This is a genomic window from Anaeropeptidivorans aminofermentans, from assembly GCF_940670685.1.
Lineage (GTDB): Bacteria > Bacillota > Clostridia > Lachnospirales > UBA5962 > Anaeropeptidivorans > Anaeropeptidivorans aminofermentans.
In genome coordinates this window covers 1988436-2006751 of the sequence record NZ_OW711693.1, presented here as the reverse complement: position 1 = coordinate 2006751, position 18316 = coordinate 1988436, and the positions used below count along the sequence as shown (strand labels likewise).

21 protein-coding genes, 1 tRNA gene, 1 pseudogene and 1 other annotated feature are annotated in these 18316 nt (G+C 36.1%); of the genes and pseudogenes, 13 read left to right on the top strand and 10 right to left on the bottom strand.

All coding sequences use genetic code 11. From position 1 onward, the window contains the following. The first annotated feature begins 368 nt into the window (after positions 1–368). The 10 genes and pseudogenes from NBX03_RS08385 (at position 369) to NBX03_RS08340 (ending at position 7434) form a co-directional block, all read left to right on the top strand. Positions 369–1262, top strand: a complete 894-nt coding sequence (locus NBX03_RS08385) for a CPBP family intramembrane glutamic endopeptidase (protein ID WP_250227340.1) — start codon at positions 369–371, stop codon at positions 1260–1262. 88 nt (positions 1263–1350) lie between these two features. Further along, positions 1351–1731, top strand: a pseudogene (locus tag NBX03_RS08380) (UDP-N-acetylglucosamine 1-carboxyvinyltransferase); the annotation flags it as partial. Positions 1732–2088: 357 nt separating this feature from the next. Next, positions 2089–3036, top strand: a complete 948-nt coding sequence (gene spoIIIAA / locus NBX03_RS08375; protein ID WP_250227338.1) for a stage III sporulation protein AA — start codon at positions 2089–2091, stop codon at positions 3034–3036. After that, positions 3033–3554 (top strand): stage III sporulation protein AB, encoded by a 522-nt coding sequence (locus tag NBX03_RS08370; RefSeq protein ID WP_250227337.1) that lies wholly within the window; start codon positions 3033–3035, stop codon positions 3552–3554. The genes spoIIIAA and NBX03_RS08370 overlap by 4 nt, the downstream gene beginning before the upstream one ends. Positions 3555–3564: 10 nt before the next feature. Continuing rightward, entirely contained in the window at positions 3565–3759 is a 195-nt protein-coding gene (spoIIIAC, locus tag NBX03_RS08365) for a stage III sporulation protein AC (RefSeq protein WP_250227336.1), read from the top strand. 29 nt (positions 3760–3788) lie between these two features. Next, entirely contained in the window at positions 3789–4163 is a 375-nt protein-coding gene (gene spoIIIAD / locus NBX03_RS08360) for a stage III sporulation protein AD (RefSeq protein WP_250227335.1), read from the top strand. Positions 4164–4189: 26 nt separating this feature from the next. Beyond that, positions 4190–5308: a stage III sporulation protein AE gene (locus NBX03_RS08355; RefSeq protein ID WP_250227334.1), complete on the top strand. Its 1119-nt coding sequence runs from the start codon at positions 4190–4192 to the stop codon at positions 5306–5308. A gap of 10 nt (positions 5309–5318) precedes the next feature. Beyond that, on the top strand, positions 5319–5942 hold the full coding sequence (locus tag NBX03_RS08350) for a stage III sporulation protein AF (RefSeq protein WP_250227333.1): 624 nt from the start codon (positions 5319–5321) through the stop codon (positions 5940–5942). A 154-nt stretch (positions 5943–6096) separates the two neighbouring features. Further along, the gene (locus NBX03_RS08345; RefSeq protein WP_250227332.1) at positions 6097–6690 is read left to right on the top strand and encodes a hypothetical protein; all 594 of its coding nucleotides are present in this window, start codon (positions 6097–6099) and stop codon (positions 6688–6690) included. 12 nt (positions 6691–6702) lie between these two features. Next, a complete protein-coding gene (locus tag NBX03_RS08340) occupies positions 6703–7434 on the top strand; it encodes a SpoIIIAH-like family protein (RefSeq protein WP_250227331.1) in 732 nt (243 codons plus the stop codon). Between the two features lie 392 nt (positions 7435–7826). On the opposite strand, the gene NBX03_RS08335 is transcribed toward NBX03_RS08340, so the two are convergent. Continuing rightward, on the bottom strand, positions 7827–7979 hold the full coding sequence (locus NBX03_RS08335; RefSeq protein ID WP_250227330.1) for a DUF1540 domain-containing protein: 153 nt from the start codon (positions 7977–7979) through the stop codon (positions 7827–7829). A 138-nt stretch (positions 7980–8117) separates the two neighbouring features. On the opposite strand from NBX03_RS08335, the gene NBX03_RS08330 reads away from it, so the two are divergent. Beyond that, on the top strand, positions 8118–9059 hold the full coding sequence (locus NBX03_RS08330) for a dipeptidase (protein ID WP_250227329.1): 942 nt from the start codon (positions 8118–8120) through the stop codon (positions 9057–9059). A gap of 128 nt (positions 9060–9187) precedes the next feature. Further along, positions 9188–10381 (top strand): pyridoxal phosphate-dependent aminotransferase, encoded by a 1194-nt coding sequence (locus tag NBX03_RS08325; RefSeq protein ID WP_250227328.1) that lies wholly within the window; start codon positions 9188–9190, stop codon positions 10379–10381. A 353-nt stretch (positions 10382–10734) separates the two neighbouring features. Here NBX03_RS08325 and NBX03_RS08320 read toward each other — a convergent pair whose 3' ends face one another. The 9 genes from NBX03_RS08320 to NBX03_RS08280 all read right to left on the bottom strand — a co-directional run bounded on the left by NBX03_RS08320 (position 10735) and on the right by NBX03_RS08280 (position 16951). After that, positions 10735–11088: a hypothetical protein gene (locus tag NBX03_RS08320; protein WP_250227327.1), complete on the bottom strand. Its 354-nt coding sequence runs from the start codon at positions 11086–11088 to the stop codon at positions 10735–10737. Between the two features lie 368 nt (positions 11089–11456). Continuing rightward, positions 11457–11530 (bottom strand) — tRNA-Thr (locus NBX03_RS08315). 90 nt (positions 11531–11620) lie between these two features. Beyond that, positions 11621–12259, bottom strand: coding sequence for an RNA polymerase sporulation sigma factor SigH (gene sigH / locus NBX03_RS08310; RefSeq protein ID WP_250227326.1), 639 nt, complete (start codon positions 12257–12259; stop codon positions 11621–11623). Continuing rightward, positions 12243–12797 carry an NYN domain-containing protein gene (locus NBX03_RS08305; protein ID WP_250227325.1) on the bottom strand — a complete coding sequence of 185 codons (555 nt, stop codon included), beginning with the start codon at positions 12795–12797 and terminating at the stop codon, positions 12243–12245. The genes sigH and NBX03_RS08305 overlap by 17 nt, the downstream gene beginning before the upstream one ends. Before the next feature lies 1 nt (position 12798). Continuing rightward, entirely contained in the window at positions 12799–13671 is an 873-nt protein-coding gene (rlmB, locus tag NBX03_RS08300) for a 23S rRNA (guanosine(2251)-2'-O)-methyltransferase RlmB (RefSeq protein WP_250227324.1), read from the bottom strand. Beyond that, a complete protein-coding gene (locus tag NBX03_RS08295; protein WP_250227323.1) occupies positions 13625–14110 on the bottom strand; it encodes a Mini-ribonuclease 3 in 486 nt (161 codons plus the stop codon). The genes rlmB and NBX03_RS08295 overlap by 47 nt, the downstream gene beginning before the upstream one ends. Continuing rightward, a complete protein-coding gene (cysS, locus tag NBX03_RS08290) occupies positions 14110–15513 on the bottom strand; it encodes a cysteine--tRNA ligase (protein ID WP_250227322.1) in 1404 nt (467 codons plus the stop codon). The genes NBX03_RS08295 and cysS overlap by 1 nt, the downstream gene beginning before the upstream one ends. Before the next feature lie 38 nt (positions 15514–15551). Further along, positions 15552–15805: a binding site (T-box leader), on the bottom strand. A gap of 3 nt (positions 15806–15808) precedes the next feature. Further along, positions 15809–16288, bottom strand: coding sequence for a 2-C-methyl-D-erythritol 2,4-cyclodiphosphate synthase (gene ispF, locus NBX03_RS08285; protein ID WP_250227321.1), 480 nt, complete (start codon positions 16286–16288; stop codon positions 15809–15811). A 180-nt stretch (positions 16289–16468) separates the two neighbouring features. Beyond that, a complete protein-coding gene (locus NBX03_RS08280) occupies positions 16469–16951 on the bottom strand; it encodes an AAA family ATPase (RefSeq protein ID WP_250227320.1) in 483 nt (160 codons plus the stop codon). Between the two features lie 177 nt (positions 16952–17128). Here NBX03_RS08280 and NBX03_RS08275 point away from each other — a divergent pair, with 177 nt between their 5' ends. Next, positions 17129–18292, top strand: a complete 1164-nt coding sequence (locus tag NBX03_RS08275) for an amidohydrolase (RefSeq protein ID WP_250227319.1) — start codon at positions 17129–17131, stop codon at positions 18290–18292. Positions 18293–18316: the final 24 nt, after the last annotated feature.

Below are 18316 nucleotides of genomic sequence, written 5' to 3'. Positions count from 1 at the left end.
TTGTTTCCTCAAAGTCAAAATATTTCTGCCGATACTCCCAATTTCCTTTTCTAAAACCTTTAAAGGTCTGATTAAAAGCGGATTGTTTATGATATTTCCCACTCCTAACATGGAATTTGTTCGCTATAATATAAAATCAGTATATTATAACAAATATTGCTTTTATACAACTAAAGTAATAAATAACGGGATTAATTTCTTGCATATTATTTAACTATTCTATTTATTCATAGATAAAATAAACCCTGAAAAGGTGGCAAAAACAAATGTCATGATCTTAGTGGTATATTGCTGTATTTTTTGCTATAATTTATTCAAGTTAAGCGGTGAATCAGATGAATTAAATATATGGAAGGGGCATTTTTTCAATGATAAAGGCTTTATCGGATATACAGCACGACAAGCATGGGATGAAGGCAATCTTTCATGTGGTGATGGGAGTTATTATTCTATTTATCGGAAATCTTTTAGCATCACTGCCTGTTGACTTGTTTTATGCCATAACAAAACTAGAAGCTTCAATTTTATTAGCAGTGATTAGGCCAGTGTTAGAGATAACCGTACTTTCACTGCTTGTATGTCTGTATATCAGTAAAGTTTTGAAACTGCCTTTGGGGGATTTTCGTATATGCAAACCTAAAAGCATCATGATGTGGAGTGTATGCGCTTTCATACTTCCTCTTGTAGTATCAGGATTTTTTGTTTTTATGACTCCCGGAACTTTCTCTGCATCTAATTTTGAGATGTCAAAAAATATTAGGATTATGCTGCGTGCCGTTTTCAGCTCATGCCTAGTTGCTGGAATAACAGAAGAATTGGTGTTTCGCGGATTGATAATGCATGTACTGGAAATCAGATGGGGGAAAACTATTGCAGTCGTTGTTCCGTCGGTATTGTTTGGATTGCTGCACATTTTTAATATGAATAGTCCCAATATTACTGATATTCTTATTCTGGTAATCGCGGGCACTGCTGTAGGCATTATGTTCTCTCTGATAGCAATTCAAAGCAACTCAATATGGGCAAGTGCTATCGTGCATGGTATATGGAACCTTATTATAATTGGCAGGATATTAGAAATAAGTATCGAACCGTCATCAGCAATATTCACTTACAAATTAACATCTGAATCCAAATTGTTGACAGGCGGTGCATTTGGCATTGAGGCTTCTTTGCCTGCAATCGTTGGATATAGTACTGTAATAGCTATCGCTTTTCTTTTACTGAAAAAAAGCGATGGGAAAAAAGCTGATTCGCTATAGCATCAGAAACCGAAACAAAATTAAAAAGCCCCGGCTAGAGGACTTTTTATTTTGTTAGTTTCTATTATTACCTTTATTTCATTCAGGATTTCCAACAGATATGCAGGCACAGTTTATGACTATGCTTGCCATATCCGATGGAACGAGTATTGTTGAAGAAACGGTTTTTGAATCAAGAAACAAGCATATTATTGAACTGATACGCATGGGTGCAAATATTGTTCTTCTTCCTGACGGAATGACCTCTGTTGTAAAAGGTGTAAGCAGACTAAACGGAACTGCCGTCACATCGAAAGACCTGAGGGGGGGAGCCGCTTTAATTCTAGCCGGATTGGTGGCTACAGGAAAGACCATCGTTACCCATTCGGAATTTGTTGAAAGAGGATATGAATGCATAGAAAAAGATTTACAGCACTTAGGAGCCGATATTAAGCTTATTGGCAGCAAACCTAAAACAAGCGATTTGTGATCTGAGAAGAAGCCTTAATAAGGCTTCTTTTTTTAGTATAAAAACAATAGTAATATTTATGGACATGCTGGAATAGATATATTTCAAAGGTTTATTTACCGCAAAATAAAGTGTTACTTTGATAATATATAGTAAATTTGCTTTTCTTCCGGAGTCAGTAACGGGCTCCAAGAAGGCATAAAATCAAGGAAAGCAAATTTACAACGCAACTATTTTACTTTAATTCGAGTACAGTTCGTTATGCAGGGTTCTATCCTTTGCTAAAAAATACTTCAATTTATAAATCTTATAAATCGTATTTTAACTATTTAAGATATTTAATACTATATTTATTTCTTCATTTTAGGAGTGATACCTATGAAAAAAGAAGTTTTAATAGAATATCTTTCGGAAAGCATATCTTCTCTTTTTGAAAGGGTTGAAAACGCTTATATAAAAGAAGTAGAAGAGCTTCGCTTAAGAGCAAAGAAGCCCCTCATAGTTAAAATAAAAACAAAGGAATATTATCTATCAAAAGAAAAGGGGCTTACATTGGACATGAATAAAGCCTATAGGACAAGCATAGAAGATATAAAAAAGACCCTTGAGCTCATGAGTAATTTTTCCCTTTATTCCATAGGGGACGAGCTTAAAAACGGATATATAACCCTTCCCGGAGGCCATAGAGTAGGAATAAGCGGAAAAACCGTATCAGAAGGCGGTTTAGTCAAAACCATTTCTTATGTCAGCGGATTAAATATAAGGCTAAGCCATGAAATCATAGGCTGCTCCGACAAAATAATAGAAGAAATTACTCTTCCCAATATAAAGCATACTTTGATAATCTCACCCCCCGGCTGCGGAAAGACGACCCTTTTAAGAGATATTGCAAGGCAGCTTTCAAACGGAGTGGAAGGCATGTTTAAAGGGGTTAATACATGCATTGTAGATGAGCGTTCCGAAATAGCCGGATGTTATATGGGGGTTGCTCAAAATGATATAGGGATGAGAACGGACGTTCTGGACGGCTGCCCTAAGGCTGTGGGAATGATGATGTTTTTACGGAGCATGGCTCCTAAGGTAATTATCGTAGACGAAATAGGGAGCAAAGATGACGTCAAAGCCATAGAAAGCATTGTGAACGCCGGCGTTAAAATTATATCTACAATTCATGGAAACTCAATTGAAGATGTGATGGAAAAGCCGGATATGGCGGAGCTTATAAAAAGAAGAATATTTGAAAGATATATTCTTTTGGGATATAAAAACGGTCCGGGACATATCGAGGCCGTATACGGCCCGGATTTAAGGCGGGTGAATATATGATAATAAAAATTGCAGGTATCGTTTTTGTTATGCTGGCCACTACATTTATGGGCTTTTATTATGCAGGCAAGGATATTTTTAGAATTAAGGATCTTTTGGAAATGAAAAAGGCCTTAAATATTTTAAAGTCTGAAATAGAATATTCTTTAACGCCGTTACCCGAAGCAATGAATAATATTTCCCAAAAGATAGATGGAGACGTAGGAAAAATATTTAAAGCCTTTTATGAAGAAGCTGAGAAGAGTAAAAAATCAGGCATCTATGAAATATGGCTGAAAGCAATAACAGAAAGCAAGGGTTTCCTTTATTTTGAAAATGAAGATATTGAAAGCTTTAAGTCCTTTGGCAGAACTTTAGGTTATCTTGATAAAAATATGCAGATTAATAATATCATGCTTACGATAGAATATATTGACGAAAAAACGGAATACCTCAGCGAAGCTTCTCAGAAAAGCAAAAAGCTTTATGGGAGCTTAGGCATACTTTCAGGACTCATCATATGTATTGTATTAGCTTAGGAGGTCTTTTATGGAGATAGGTGTTGTTTTTCAAATAGCGGCAGTAGGAATATTAGTAGCTGTTTTAAATCAGGTTTTAAACAGCGTAGGAAGAAGCGAACAGGCCACCATGACAACGCTTGCCGGCCTCGTCATCGTTCTTTTCTGGGTGGTACAGTACATAAGCGAGCTTTTTCAGACAATACAGACCCTTTTTAAATTGTAAATATGGATTTTCTGAAGGGGGGATATTTTGTGGATATTATCCAGGTTGCGGCAATTGGCATCATAGGCGCAATGCTTTCTATTACAATAAAAAAGCAGACTCCGGAAATTGCACTTGTAATTTCAATAGCTGCATCGGTACTGATATTTTTCATGGTAATACCTAAAATTTCCGCCGTGTTTGAACTATTGGAGAAAATATCTTCCAATATATCAGGAGGAACGGGTTTTGTACCTGTAATATTAAAAATTATAGGTATCGCCTATATTGCGGAATTTGCCTCCCAAATATGCACAGACGCAGGAGAAAGTGCTATTGCGTCTAAAATAGATTTGGCAGCTAAGGTACTTATTATGGTTCTAAGTGCACCGATTATACTTACGCTTTTGGATTTAATTATGTAATTAACTTTCTGCTAAAGAGGTTGCCTATGAAAAAGATTATAATTTTATCTTTAATATTGATTGCATTTATCCATATAGATGCCTATGCCTATGACGATAAAGAAATCCTTGGCCGCCAGCTTGATGCGTTGGATTTTTCCCAGGTGAAAAGCACGATACAAAAATCCTCGGCGACATTTAAACCTGATTTTGATAGCCTTGTTAAAGAGGCCATAGCAGGAGAGCTGGATATTTCTTTCGGGGCCATAGTAAAAAAGGCAGGAGAGCTTGCTTTCAGCGAGTTTTTTGAAAATATGGATATTTTGAAAGAGCTTATTTTAATAGGCATTCTTTCAGCCCTTTTAAAAAATCTTACTTTTTCTTTTAAAAATAAATCCGTCGGGGAAATGGGATTTTATATTACATATATAGCACTTGTCATGGTGCTTTTTTCGTCTTTTAAAATAGCCTATGGTATATTTGAGGATTTTGTTGTACAAATATCCGCTTTTATTCAAGCGGCTGTTCCCCTTATGGTTAGTCTAATTATCATGAGCGGCAATGTAAGCGGAGGGTATGTATTTAATTCACTTATGTTTTTCTCGGCAAATCTCATAATTACATTAATTAAAAGTGTCATTATGCCTCTTATTATGGTAATTGCCTCTGTAAATATCATCAATTATCTTACAGAAAATGAAATGCTTACAAACTTTTCAAAACTAATGAAGGATATTATTTCATGGCTTTTAAAGCTTGCAACCATGGGCTTTATGTTTATCCTTTCCATTCAAAGAATAAGTGTTCCCGTATTGAATAATATTGCCGCAAAAACAGCAAAAACCGCTGTAAACGCAGTTCCGGTAGTAGGGGAGACATTGACCGGTGCGGTGGATATTGTAATGTTCTGGGCCAATGCCTGCAAATCAGGGGTATCTGCGGCGGTTTTAATTGCTTTTATAGGGCTTATGGCTACTTATGTAATTAAAATAGGGGTATTTATCGTCATTTATAAGCTTACTGCCGCCGTAATACAGCCTATCTGCGATAAAAGAATCGTTGAGTGCATCAATACCATGGGAAGCTATGCGGCTCTCATGCTTTCCTCGGCGTTTATCGTTGCCCTGATGTTTGTTTTTTCCGTAATGATCGTGCTTTCGTTCTAGGAGGTTCAATATGGGTCAATTCATTGATTATATAAATAATATTGCCATGATGCTGATATTTGTAAGTTTTACCGGAATGATTCTTCCGGAGGAAAAATATAAAAAATATATTAATTTAATCATAGGAATCATCATAATCATCGTGATAACGGGGCCTATACTTGAGCTTTTTTCCAAAAGAAATTTAAAGGCTGAAGACATTATGAAAAGCATGGAGCTTTCTATCAATAAATCCATGATGGCGAAAGAAAGCGGGTTTTATAAAGAGGAAGAGCTTGTTCTTGTCCTTGATGTATATAAAGAGAGCATTTACGGCCAGCTTGAAACAATTGTAAGAAATGAAGGTTATGAAATAAGAGATTATAACATAGAAATTAGTAGGTCGGAAGATAGCTTTGGAGAAATAGAAGATATTTATATGGCTCTCTCTCCTTTAAAAGAAAAGGAAAAGAAGGAAAAGCTTATAAAAATCGAAAAAATAGAAATAAAGCCGGGGCTTTCTTTAAACAATTTTAAGTCGTCTGATTTTTCAGCAATCGAAGAAGAGGAAGAAATAAAAAGTATAAAAAATTATATTTTAAGCTTCTATAATTTGTCCGTTGATAATATACATATTATAGTAAGCAAAGAATAAGGCAATATAGTGAAATAGCCTTAAGGCAGTAACAAAAATCTATTTTACTATAAGTAATAATTTAAGCAGGAAAATCAGGTAAATTGAATTGATTTTTCAAGGCCTTTTCAAAAGCAGACCACCAAACACCGGAGAAAACTAAGGGGATGAACATATGGATTTTTTTAGAAAGCTTTTTAAAAATAAAGATAAGCCTGTTAAGCAGAATATTATTTTAATTGGAGCTTTGGGAATCATTCTACTTATTGTTTCATCGGCTCTGTTTAAAGATGATAAGAAGCAAATACAGGATACTTCGGAGAATACATATGAAAATTCCGGTTATGCCGACGCTTTTTCCGAAGGTTATGAAAGAGACATAGAAAGGCGGCTTGAAAACCTGCTTTCCGAGGTCGAGGGAGTGGGGAAGGTGAAAGTTATGATTACCTTAAGCTATGGCAAGGAGATTGTCTTGGCTGAAGATACCTCTACAAATGAGTCGGCTACGGAAGAAACTGATTCACAGGGAGGTAGTAGGGCTCAAACTGAAAAGTCCGAAGATAGAAAAAAGATTATACTCCAAAGCTCAGGAGGAGGACAGCAGCCTTTAGTTCTAAAGGAAATCGAACCTAAAGCAGAAGGCGTTGTAATAGTTTCGGAGGGGGGAGGAAATGTTTTAGTAAAACAGGCGCTCATCAATACAGCTGTAACCGTACTAGGCGTCGAACCGCATAAAGTTCAGGTTTTAAAAATGAAAACAGAAAAATAAGGAGGACTTAAAATGTTCGTAGTTAAAAGAAATCAAGTTATAATTACAGCCTTAATCGTAATGATTGCCGTTGCGGGCTATTTAAACTATACAGATAAGAAGTTTGAGCCTTCGGAAGGCTTTGTTTACAGCGAAGAGGGGAATATTTCCGCTCTCGTACCGGATACTTCCAACAACAGCGTTTATGTAAATTCTCAGGATAATCAGACTGTAAATATGGCGAATCTTACTAACGACAATGTTATTAAAGATAATCCAAGCATTGCCCTTACTCCTGAGCTTTCAAATACTCAAGGAACCCCAGACGGATCTCAGGCAGCTACTGAAAATACAGAGCCGAAGCCAGGCGAAGCCCTTTTCGTAAATTCCTCAACAGATTCTTCCTATTTTGTTCAGGCGAAGCTTGATAGGGAGCAATCCAGAAGCAAACAAAGAGAGCTTCTCATGGACCTTATCAATAATGAAAACCTTGAGCAGGCTAAAAAAGCTGAAGTAGCAGATGAAATGCTCACAATTCAGCAGAAAATAGAGAAGGAATCCGCAGCAGAAGCGATGATAGAAGCCAAAGGTTTCAAAGAAGTATTCGTAAGGATAGACGATAATACGGTTGACGTAGTTGTAAACAAAGAAAACCTTACAGATTCTGAAATCGCTCAGATTGAAGACATTATCAAGAGAAAAACCGGTATAGAAGTTGAAAATATAAGAATAAGCCCAATGAAAAACAATAATACAGCAAAATAGCCTTAAGGTAGTGACAAAAACCTATTTTTCATAAACGGCTTAAATATAACAGAAACGTTTATATTAAGCCATTCAAAATATACGGTTTTTATTAATGTAATTAAATTATTTTACTATACATATTAAGGCTAATACAAATCAAAAAGGCGGTATCCGCCTTTTTATTTATGCTGAAAAGGCAAAAACGTAAAGAATATGCAGATAGGTTTAAAAATTGTTTTATAAATTTAGAGTATGATGGGTTAGGCTGCAAGGCAATTTAAATTTCATTTTATGGAATATTTTAATAAAAAGAAACCGCCTTATAGAAAATCTTCAAACAAAAGCCTATATAGGCTTTTGCATAGGATTATATATAAGGGCGGTTTTTTACTGCTATCTAGTAGTGATTCTTACTCTACTTCAAAGCTTGCGCATTCAGTGTCGGATTTTGAATTAGGACTATTGTTCTGCTTCCCCACAACAATGTCTCTAAGGGTACACATGTTTTCTTTGTTGTGATACCTACATGTTTCAACCCTGCATTTGATTTCCTGGTCTGCCAATTAAATCATCTCCTTAAACATAGTACCATAAACATATGGCATTATATATTTTTGTCATTTTTCATTTTTATATACATTTTATATTTGTTTAATTTCTTCCCGTAGTATATAATTAAATAAAAAAGAATGGGTGATAGAATGTTTTATTTAGTTGATGCTCATGCCGATACATTTGTAAAAGCTAAGGATCTAAATGCTGATATATACGATAATGATATTCAAATAAGCATTAAAAAACTTCAAAAATTTAATAACTCACTGCAGTTTTTTGCTATCTGCCTTGCCAACACAAAAGTTTTCGACAGTTACCATTGGTATCTGGATAATTTGAATTTTTATTTAGATAATTTGAATAAATATTCTGAATATATAGCCCCTGTCAAAGTATTTTCCGATATAGAAAAAAATAATAAAGATAAAAAGATATCTTCCGTTCTTGCCATAGAGGGTGCCGAGGTTTTAAGAGGAAGCACCGATAAGCTTTATGAAGCCTATGAAAAGGGCGTTCGCTCTATTAATTTAACATGGAATAATAATAACGAGCTTGGCTGCTCCAGCATGGCAGAAGTAAAAGAAGGCCTTACAGATACGGGTAAAGAATTTTTAAAAATTATGAATGACCTTGGCATTATCGCAGACGTTTCCCACCTTTCTCAAAAAGGCTTTTGGGATATCTGTGAATTAAGCACAAAACCGTTTATTGCTTCCCATTCAAATTCCTATACAGTTTGCAAGCATCCGAGAAATCTTACTGATGAGCAGCTTAAAGCCCTTGGAGAAAAGGGCGGAGTTGCAGGCCTTAATTTATGTGACGCTTTCTTAAGAGAAGGCGGATATGCTTCAATGGATGATTTAATAAGGCATTTAGAAGCAATGCTTAAACTGGCAGGTGAAGACCATGTAGGCTTAGGATGTGACCTTGACGGAATAGGACCTCATAAAAACCCTGATTTTGAAATAAAAGACGTTTCCAATATGGACACATTATATGAAAGATGCTTAAAAGAATTCGGCAAAAACACCACGGAGAAGATATTCTCCCTTAATTTCTTAAGAGTAATGAAGGACATTATGAAATAAACAATAGGATTCAAAAGCTTTATCTTTAATTTAAAGTACAATAGTAAAGGCTTTAGAGCGACATATTATCCAGAGGATATATGTTTAATAATATAATTATAATTAAGAATAGGATTGGTGATTGTTAAATGAAACTTTCGACAAAGGCTTTGCAGGTTAAGGCTTCTTCTACTTTGAGCATAACCGCTACGGCTAAGAAAATGAAAGCTGACGGTATTGACGTTGTAGCGTTTACTGCCGGTGAGCCGGATTTTGATACGCCTGCTCATATTAAAGAGGCGGCTATTGAGGCCATTAACAGCGGTTTTACAAGGTATACCGATTCCTCAGGTACCCTTGAACTTAGGCAGGCCATATGCGATAAGCTTAAAAATGATAATGGCCTTCATTACGAACCATCTCAGATAGTAGTTTCAAACGGTGCCAAGCATTCTCTTACAAATGCTTTTATAGCAATATTAGACCCTGAGGACGAGGTTTTAATCCCTGCTCCTTACTGGCTTAGCTATCCTGAAATGGTACATATTGCAGGCGGCGTTGCTGTCGGTGTTCCATCAGGCGCGGAAAAAGGCTATAAAGTTACGCCAGAAGACCTCGAAAAGTATCTTACCAATAAAACAAAGGCCTTTATTATAAATTCCCCCAACAATCCTACAGGCGTTGTTTATTCAAGGGAAGAATTACAGGCTTTAGCTGATTTTGCCGTAAAGCATGATTTATATGTAATCTCTGACGAAATATATGAAAAGCTTGTATATAGTTCAGTTGAACATGTAAGCATCGCTTCCTTCAATGAAGAAATATACAAAAGAACAATCGTTATAAACGGTTTTTCAAAGGGATACGCCATGACAGGCTGGAGGCTTGGCTACGCAGCAGCCCCAAAAGAGATTGCAGCGGCCATGGGTAATGTTCAAAGCCATATGACCTCAAATGCCTGCAGCATCACTCAGAAGGCCGGATATGCCGCTTTAACAGGCTGTCAGCAAAGCGTTGAAGATATGAGAGTAGATTTTGAAAAGAGAAGAGACTATATCTTCGAAAGAGCTTCAAAAATACCTCATATTAAGGTAATGAAGCCCGAAGGTGCATTTTACCTTTTCATAGACCTTTCTGCCTTATATGGAAAAGCAGTAAACGGTGTTGAAATCAAATCTGCAGCAGACGCAGCATCTATTTTAGTTAAAGACTATAACGTAGTTGTAATACCCTGCGCTGATTTCGGAAGCCCTGATAACATTAGGCTTTCTTACGCAATATCCCATGAAAATATCAAAAAAGGTATGGACAGAATAGAGAAATTTATTAATGATAATTTCTAAATAATTCAGGCTTCCTGCATCATGCAGGAAGCCTTTTTAGATATGCTATCTTTATCATAAAGGGAAGGGGAGGGCTGATTGTAAGTGAACTTATTTTAACGCTATGGAATAAGAAAAATGCCCTATACTTGATTGAACATGAAATGGCATCACTGTAGTTTATGGAAGAGTTTATCTTAATCCCAAGTACCTAAGTATTTCTAGTCTTTATAAAACGCTTGCTCTGGACTTGTAACTGTCATCGGAATATTGTTATCATCACAATAGAGGATTGCTATATGAGAAAGAAGTGAACGAAACAAAATCCCTTCTGTATAAAATTCCTGTTGAGAAACCCCTCGTTCAAGTTCAAGCTAGACAAATAGGCGGTTATTATTTGACCAAACATAGCCGGTATGCTCTTCAAAAACAACATAAATAAATTTTTCGAATTGATATTTATCACAAAAATATTTTTCGCTCTTTTGATTTTTAATCATCAGGAACGCAAAAAATATCATCTCATTAGGGTTTAATTGTAAATATTCATTAAGCATACTATGTTTAACATTATATATGATAGAATTCTTTGTATAACCAGGTATGTCATTTAAGAGGATTTCTTTTATATCAGCTTTTGCTTTAAGTATGTTAATTAGTTCAGATGTCTTTTTGACACCAACAGAAATCTTCTTTTTAAACATTCGTATTTGTTCATTGTAATTCATATGGATTAGTTCCCCTCTGTTTACCAACGAGTGCAGCAAATAGCCAATTACCATAAATTATTCTGTATCCTTGCAATCCTATAAGTAACTTATGCAAGGGTTTTGTTTATTGATATATTTATATTTGCGATGTATGAGGTGATTCTCCAATAACTATGAAGATTAGTGTTTATCCAATGTAAATAAACTTCGCATTCTCCTATATTTTTGTTTCGTATTACAAAACACCTTAATGTACTTACAGGGTCAATTTTCAAATTTGGATTAATGATTCTACCTTCCAGATTTCTTGGTTTTAAGATGTTAACTGTAAGAACAAATAAAAAAATCCCCACATTCTCAAAAATGAAAACATAGGAATTTCAATAAGCTGATAACGGGGATCGAACCCGTGGGCCTCTACCTTACCAAGGTAGCGCTCTACCTACTGAGCTATATCAGCATAATATTGCTTTGCCTCATTATAATATAATGTACGAAGAACTAGCTCAAATCATGAATGCAAAAGCAAATATATCACCTGGAAAACATGTTAGATTTTAGCATATAAATTACCTTTAGTCAAGCTTTTTTCCTCAAACATTTTAAAAAGCTTTTTGCGTATTCTTTGAATAGCATTATCTATAGATTTTTCATTTTTAGAAAGGGCTTCTGCAATTTCTTTCTGGCTTCTTCCTATTATAAAAAAGGAAAAAACCTGATATTCAAATTTTGAAAGAGAGGCTTTTATAAAATCTTCTATAAGACGTAAATTTTCTTTATCTATAAACATTTCCTCAGGGCTTTGGAAGCTTCCTAAAGATTCTATAAAAGAAAAAGTATTGCGGCCTGAAATATCCTTATCAAAGGATAAATAATTATTTAAGGGAAGGTGTTTTTTACGTCCTGCTTTTTCTATGGCGTTTATAATCTGACGGTTTATGCAAAGACTTGCAAAGCTTGAAAAATCCGTTTTTTTGCTTTCGTTATATTCATTTACAGCCTTAAAAAGACCGATCATACCTTCTTGAATAATGTCGTCTTTGTCGCCGCCTAGAATAAAATATGCTCTGGCAACGATTTTTACAAGGCTTTTATACCTGCTTATTATGTATTCCTGAGCAGATTTGTCATCATTTCTTATTAAGTGGATTAATTCTTTATCGCTTAGGTTCTCATAGGGTTCCGTCAAGTTTATCACCCTTTTGCATACGCATTTTTTCAAGCTGTATTTTCATCTTAGGATCAAGATTGTCGAAAAGCATATTTCTTTTTATAGGCTTTTTATCTATATATTGAGTTTTTTGTTTGTTTTTCGCGCTCCTTATTTCATAGAGCAAATCCCTTGCAGAAATTCTCTGAGCGCCTCTTCCCATAATGATTATTTGTTCAAGACTGTCACTGGTTGCGACTCTGACAATATTATCTTTGGAGAGGAGATTTGTCATGCGCTCTATATATTGGTCGGCAGTTTCAAGCTCTTTGGTGTATACAACGGTAATGTTACCGTTGTATACTTCCTCAGCGCCTACATTTTCCTTAACCTTATGAGCATCAAATACGGTTATAATATTTATCCCGCTGAATCCTTTATAATCGCTTAATATATCCAAAAGTCTTAAGCGTGCATCTTCAAGACTGTATTCGGCTAAAAGGCTCAGCTCTTCCCACGCGAATATAATATTATAGCCGTCAACAAGTAAATATTCCTCTTTTCTGCCTATAGCCATTCTATATGAATTTTCTCTGCCTAACTACTTCATACATTAAAAGTCCGGCGGCAACCGATGCATTAAGGGAAGATATTTCTCCATACATAGGAATTTTAAGCAGGAAATCACTCTTTTTTTCAATTATTTTAGAGATGCCTTCACCTTCACTGCCTATAACGAGGGCAATAGGACCTTTTAAATCAGATTTAAAATATGGTTTGCCATGGGTATGGCCGCTTGCTATCCAAAGCCCTTCCTTTTTTAAATCCTCAATGACCTGAGCCAAATTCGTTACCTTTGCAACAGGAACATATTCGATGGCTCCGGCAGAAGTTTTACTCACGATACCTGTGAGCAGGGCTGTTCTTCTTTTGGGGATAATGATTCCGTGGGCACCGCAGCAGTCTGCAGTTCTCATAATGGCACCTAAATTATGAGGGTCTGTGATGCCGTCAAGAATAATGATAAACGGGTCTTCATTTTTATCTCTTGCAATTTTTAAAATATCTGAAACCTCAACATATTCGTGGGCAGGGCACATGGCGATGATTCCCTGATGATTTCCGGACTGGCTTAATTCGTCAAGCCTTGTTTTAGAAACCTCTCCGATAACAATGCCTTTTTCTTTGGCCTTTGCTACGATGACGTTAATGCTTCCTTCCACAGGGCCGTTTTTAACAAGAATCTTATCTATTGTTCTTCCGCTGTTTACAGCTTCTAATACGGCATTTCTTCCTTCAAGGATAAGGCCTTCATTTAATTCGTCAACAAAGTCTCTCCTGGGTCTTTCTGAAAACCTACCGGGCCTTCTGTCGGACGTATTATCTTTTTTAAACCTCGGGCTTTTATTGTCTGCCGTTTTCTTTATGGGCATATTCCTCTTTTTCTCCACTGTTTTTCTCCCTCTTATTTGTACATATTTCAAACAATTCTATTATTCTTTTATTATCTCCTTTTAAAAATAAATAGCCGAAAAGCGCTTCAAGGCCTGTGGCATGACGGTATTCCGAAACGGTGGCGTTTTTTGCCTTAGTCTGGCTTTTTGCGTTTCTGCCTCTTTTTAAAACCGAAAGCTCATCTTCTTTTAAAAAGTCAATAATATTGTAATACATTTCCGACTGGGCGCCGGCTCTCGCAAAGCTTGACGATCTTTTATGCAAAATATTTACTGCTGATTTGTTTTCCGATATTATTTTGCTTCTTACAAGCAGTTCGAATACACAATCTCCGATATAGGCAAGGTTCAGCGCCGGCATCATGCTGATATCGGAGGGGGTGTAAGCAGATTTGTCTATTAAATCAAGATAATTTTCTATTTTTTCTTTATCCATTAGCTTTCTTTATACCACCTGACTCCTTGTCTCGTATCTTCAATGACGATACCCATATCTAAAAGCTCATTTCTGATTGCATCGGCTCTTGCAAAGTCTTTTGCTTTTTTTGCTTCGCTTCTTTCGGCAATAAGCTGTTCAATTTTTTCAGTATCTACTTCTTCACTTTTTACTTCTGTTTCTATACCCAGTATATCACATAATTCCTTAATTTTTTCATATATTTTTTGAGAAAATTCTGCAGAACTATTTTCGTTGATATTTGTATTTGCAAACCTTACAAAATCAAATATGGAAGCAATGGCATCGGCAGTATTAAGGTCGTCGTCCATACTTTCTATGAAAGATTTTTTGAATTCTTCGCACTCTTTTAAAAGGGTGTTTTCTTCTTCCGTAAGTTCTTTAGTTCTGGCATTTTCGAAAGCAAATTTTAAATTTGAAAGGCAAGTCTTTATCCTTCCTAAGCTGCTTTCTGCCGAAAGCATAAGTTCACGGCTGAAATTAATAGGGCTTCTGTAGTGGCTTGACAATAAATAAAAACGAACAACGTCATAAGGGAACTGCTCGGAGATTTCCCTTAAGGTAAAGAAATTTCCCTCGGATTTGGACATTTTTTTATTATCCACTTTAATAAAGCCGTTATGGAGCCAATAGCGTACAAAGTCTTTGCCGTTAGCGGCCTCGCTTTGGGCAATTTCATTTTCATGGTGGGGGAAGATTAAATCCTCTCCGCCGGCATGGATATCAAGGGTATCGCCGAGATATTTCTTCGCCATAACAGAGCATTCAATATGCCAGCCGGGTCTTCCTTTGGACCATGGAGAATCCCAATAAGGCTCTCCTTCTTTTTTAGGCTTCCAAAGAATAAAGTCCATAGGGCTTTTCTTTTCCTCATCTACGTCTATTCTTACGCCGGATTCAAGCTGATCCAGGTCACGCTTTGAAAGCTTTCCGTAATCCTCATCGTTTTCCGTATCAAAATATACGCTTCCGTTTTTCTCATAGGCATAACCTTTTTCTATAAGATAGGAAATCATAGAGATGATGCCGTCAATTTCTTCGGTCACTCTGGGGGCAACGGTAGGCTTTTTAACATTCAGGCCCTCTGCATCTTTTAAAGCTTCTTTTATATACCTGTCTGCTATTACGTCGAAGGTTACGCCTTCTTCATTGGCTTTTCTTATTATTTTGTCATCAATATCCGTAAAATTTTGAACGTAGTTAACGTCATATCCTCTGAATTCAAGATACCTTCTTAAAGTATCGAATACAACGTAAGGCCTTGCATTTCCGATATGAATATAATCATAAACCGTAGGGCCGCATACGTACATTTTAACTTTCCCGTCTTCAATGGGTACAAATTCTTCTTTTTGCCTTTTCATAGTATTATACAGCTTCATTCTATCAGCTCCTTCTTTACAATAAAAAATCCTCGGCTTTAAAAGACGAAGATTATCGCGGTTCCACTTTTATTTTAAGGTAATCCAGTAAATTACCTTACTCTAAAGATATAACGGTCATACCCGCGGAAAGCTACGATCTTAAAAGCGAAATTCACCTTCCGGGCTCAGGAATGCACTTCGTTATATTCATTCACAGGGCTATTTCAGCATAACAATGTCTTTTGATATTGTCTTTCTAGCCCCTCTCTGGGAAAAATCCTATAATTACTCTTTCCTTCAAAGCCTTTTATTATTAAATTTTTTCTATTAGCGCTACGGCCTTTGCACTCATTCCGCTTCCGTCACCGGTAAAGCCCAGTTTTTCTTCCGTAGTTGCTTTAATATTGATCTGAGATTTATCAATAGCAAGAGCTTTTGAAAGCTCTGCAGCTATTTTTTCTTTATAGGGAGATATCTTTGGCTCCTGAGCTACAATAACAGCGTCAATATTTGATATTTTATAGCCTTCGTCTTCTATTATATTCTTGACCTCACAAAGAAGCTTTATGCTTGAAACATCTTTATATTTTTCGTCGGTATCAGGAAAGTGCGTACCGATATCGCCTTTTCCGGCTGCGCCTAAAAGAGCATCCATGACTGCATGAGTGAGCACATCTGCATCGGAATGGCCTAAAAGGCCGTATTCATGGGCAATTTCTACGCCGCCTATAATAAGTTTTCTTCCTTTTTGAAGCCTGTGAACATCGTATCCGAATCCTATTCTGAAACTCAATAGAAATCCTCCATAATAATAGTTATTATATTATAAAATATAAATTTTGCGAATACATTTCCGCAGGAAAATGTATTCATAGATAAAACCAAGCAAAGCTTGGTTTTACTTACATTATACTATTACCCTATGGAAAATGCAACGCAAATAAAATAATAAAGAATAATACATAGCGATACATCATTTTTGAATGATAATTATTTCTCCTTCACCTAAAGGCTCTTGAAATCCATTATAATAGCGTTCTAATATATCGTCTGTTATTTCATAAGGAGAGTTCACATGAATAGATTGATTTCGTATTTGCAATCTTTTACGCAATACTTCTATATCAGCTTTTAAATAGACCAAATCTACCGTACCTTCCAATTCCTCAATTAATTTTTTGTATTTATTTCTGTTTTCTTTATTCCAAAAGCTGAAATCTAAAATCACATTTTGCCCGGATTTAATAAGACAAACCAGTTCTTCTTGCAGTTGCAATTCTATTTGTTTAGATAATTCATCATATTTATCTGCGGGGTAATCTACACCGCGTTTTCCATAAACTTTCCACATCTCTTCATCAATGGATAGGCGTATGTATCCTTCTTTTTCTTTTTCCAAGGCATAGGTGGTTTTTCCCGAACCACATAGGCCGCACATCATTATGACGTGTACCATATATTCACCCCTAAGCTTTATATTATATAAACGCTGTAAAATATTTTTTATTGTATCAATTTGAACTTATAAAGGCAATGGATTTAAAGTTTATAGGTAAAAATTTCAAATATACGTTGCTTTTTCCATACTACCTTCTATATAATGTAATTAAAATAAAAATAAGGAGATGACTAAATGATAGCTATTAAAGGCGGTAAAATTGTTACTGTAACGAATGGCATTATTGAAAATGGAACTGTACTTATTGACGGAAGCAAGATCATCGGTGTGGGTAAAGATATTGAAATACCTTCCGACGCCAAGGTTATTGATGCTGCCGGCAAATGGGTAACACCTGGCTTTATTGATGCCCATACACATATATCTACTTTTAATGAGCCTAACACGCTTCCGGCAGTGTACGATGGAAACGAAATGAGTAACCCCGTTACTGCTCATATAAGAGGTTTAGACGCTTTAAATCCCCATGACATGGCCATTGAGCATTCAAGAAAAGCAGGCTTTACAACTTGCTATACAGGCCCCGGTTCAGCAAACGTTATCGGCGGAACAGGTATCAGCTTTAAGCTTAAAGAAGGCTCAACAGTATATGATTTAATAATCCCCGGTTCAGAGCATATGAAAATGGCTCTCGGCGAAAACCCAAGAAGAGTTTACGGTTCTGAAAAGAAAATGCCTATGACTCGTATGGGTATCGGTGCTGTTTTAAGAGAAACTCTTTATAACGCAAAGGTATATTCAGACCAGCTTTTAGAGGCTCAGTCAGATCCTTCAAAAGCACCGAAGCCTGATTTTAAATTAGAAGCGCTTGTGCCTGCTATCAGAGGTGAAATGAAAGTTCGTATCCATTCTCACAGAGCAGATGATATCGTTACTGCTATTCGTATAGCAAAGGAATTCAATCTTGATTTTGCTATTGAGCATTGTACAGAAGGCTATAAAATACTCGATTTCCTTAAAGAAAATAATGTTACGGCAGTTGTTGGACCTTTAACAATGGGACCTGCCAAAATGGAAATTTGGGGCTGCAAGCTTGAAACTCCCGGAATTATGGAGAAAGCGGGCATTAATTTCTGCTTAACAGAAGATACTTCCTCAGGTACAAAATATCTTCCTATGCATGTTGGTCTTTGTATCGCAAGAGGCTTATCTGAAGAAGCTGCTTTTGAAGCTGTTACAATACGCCCTGCAAAGCTTCTCGGAATCGACAGAAGAACAGGTTCCATCGAAGCCGGAAAAGACGCGGATATCGCTATATTTAACGGTTTCCCATTCTCTAACCTTACTCTTTGCGAAACAACTATCATTGACGGAGAAGTATACGAGAATTTATTGTAATAATAAGCTATAGGGGGAAGAAAA

Excerpts from the sequence above, each read along its gene's own strand:
- NBX03_RS08385 (WP_250227340.1), top strand. The coding sequence starts at position 369 with ATGATAAAGGCTTTATCGGATATACAGCACGACAAGCATGGGATGAAG.
- spoIIIAA (WP_250227338.1), top strand. The coding sequence starts at position 2,089 with ATGAAAAAAGAAGTTTTAATAGAATATCTTTCGGAAAGCATATCTTCT.
- NBX03_RS08370 (WP_250227337.1), top strand. The coding sequence starts at position 3,033 with ATGATAATAAAAATTGCAGGTATCGTTTTTGTTATGCTGGCCACTACA.
- spoIIIAC (WP_250227336.1), top strand. The coding sequence starts at position 3,565 with ATGGAGATAGGTGTTGTTTTTCAAATAGCGGCAGTAGGAATATTAGTA.
- NBX03_RS08355 (WP_250227334.1), top strand. The coding sequence starts at position 4,190 with ATGAAAAAGATTATAATTTTATCTTTAATATTGATTGCATTTATCCAT.
- NBX03_RS08350 (WP_250227333.1), top strand. The coding sequence starts at position 5,319 with ATGGGTCAATTCATTGATTATATAAATAATATTGCCATGATGCTGATA.
- NBX03_RS08345 (WP_250227332.1), top strand. The coding sequence starts at position 6,097 with ATGGATTTTTTTAGAAAGCTTTTTAAAAATAAAGATAAGCCTGTTAAG.
- NBX03_RS08340 (WP_250227331.1), top strand. The coding sequence starts at position 6,703 with ATGTTCGTAGTTAAAAGAAATCAAGTTATAATTACAGCCTTAATCGTA.
- NBX03_RS08330 (WP_250227329.1), top strand. The coding sequence starts at position 8,118 with ATGTTTTATTTAGTTGATGCTCATGCCGATACATTTGTAAAAGCTAAG.
- NBX03_RS08325 (WP_250227328.1), top strand. The coding sequence starts at position 9,188 with ATGAAACTTTCGACAAAGGCTTTGCAGGTTAAGGCTTCTTCTACTTTG.
- NBX03_RS08320 (WP_250227327.1), bottom strand. The coding sequence starts at position 11,088 with ATGAATTACAATGAACAAATACGAATGTTTAAAAAGAAGATTTCTGTT.
- NBX03_RS08305 (WP_250227325.1), bottom strand. The coding sequence starts at position 12,797 with ATGGCTATAGGCAGAAAAGAGGAATATTTACTTGTTGACGGCTATAAT.
- NBX03_RS08295 (WP_250227323.1), bottom strand. The coding sequence starts at position 14,110 with ATGGATAAAGAAAAAATAGAAAATTATCTTGATTTAATAGACAAATCT.
- cysS (WP_250227322.1), bottom strand. The coding sequence starts at position 15,513 with ATGAAGCTGTATAATACTATGAAAAGGCAAAAAGAAGAATTTGTACCC.
- NBX03_RS08280 (WP_250227320.1), bottom strand. The coding sequence starts at position 16,951 with ATGGTACACGTCATAATGATGTGCGGCCTATGTGGTTCGGGAAAAACC.
- NBX03_RS08275 (WP_250227319.1), top strand. The coding sequence starts at position 17,129 with ATGATAGCTATTAAAGGCGGTAAAATTGTTACTGTAACGAATGGCATT.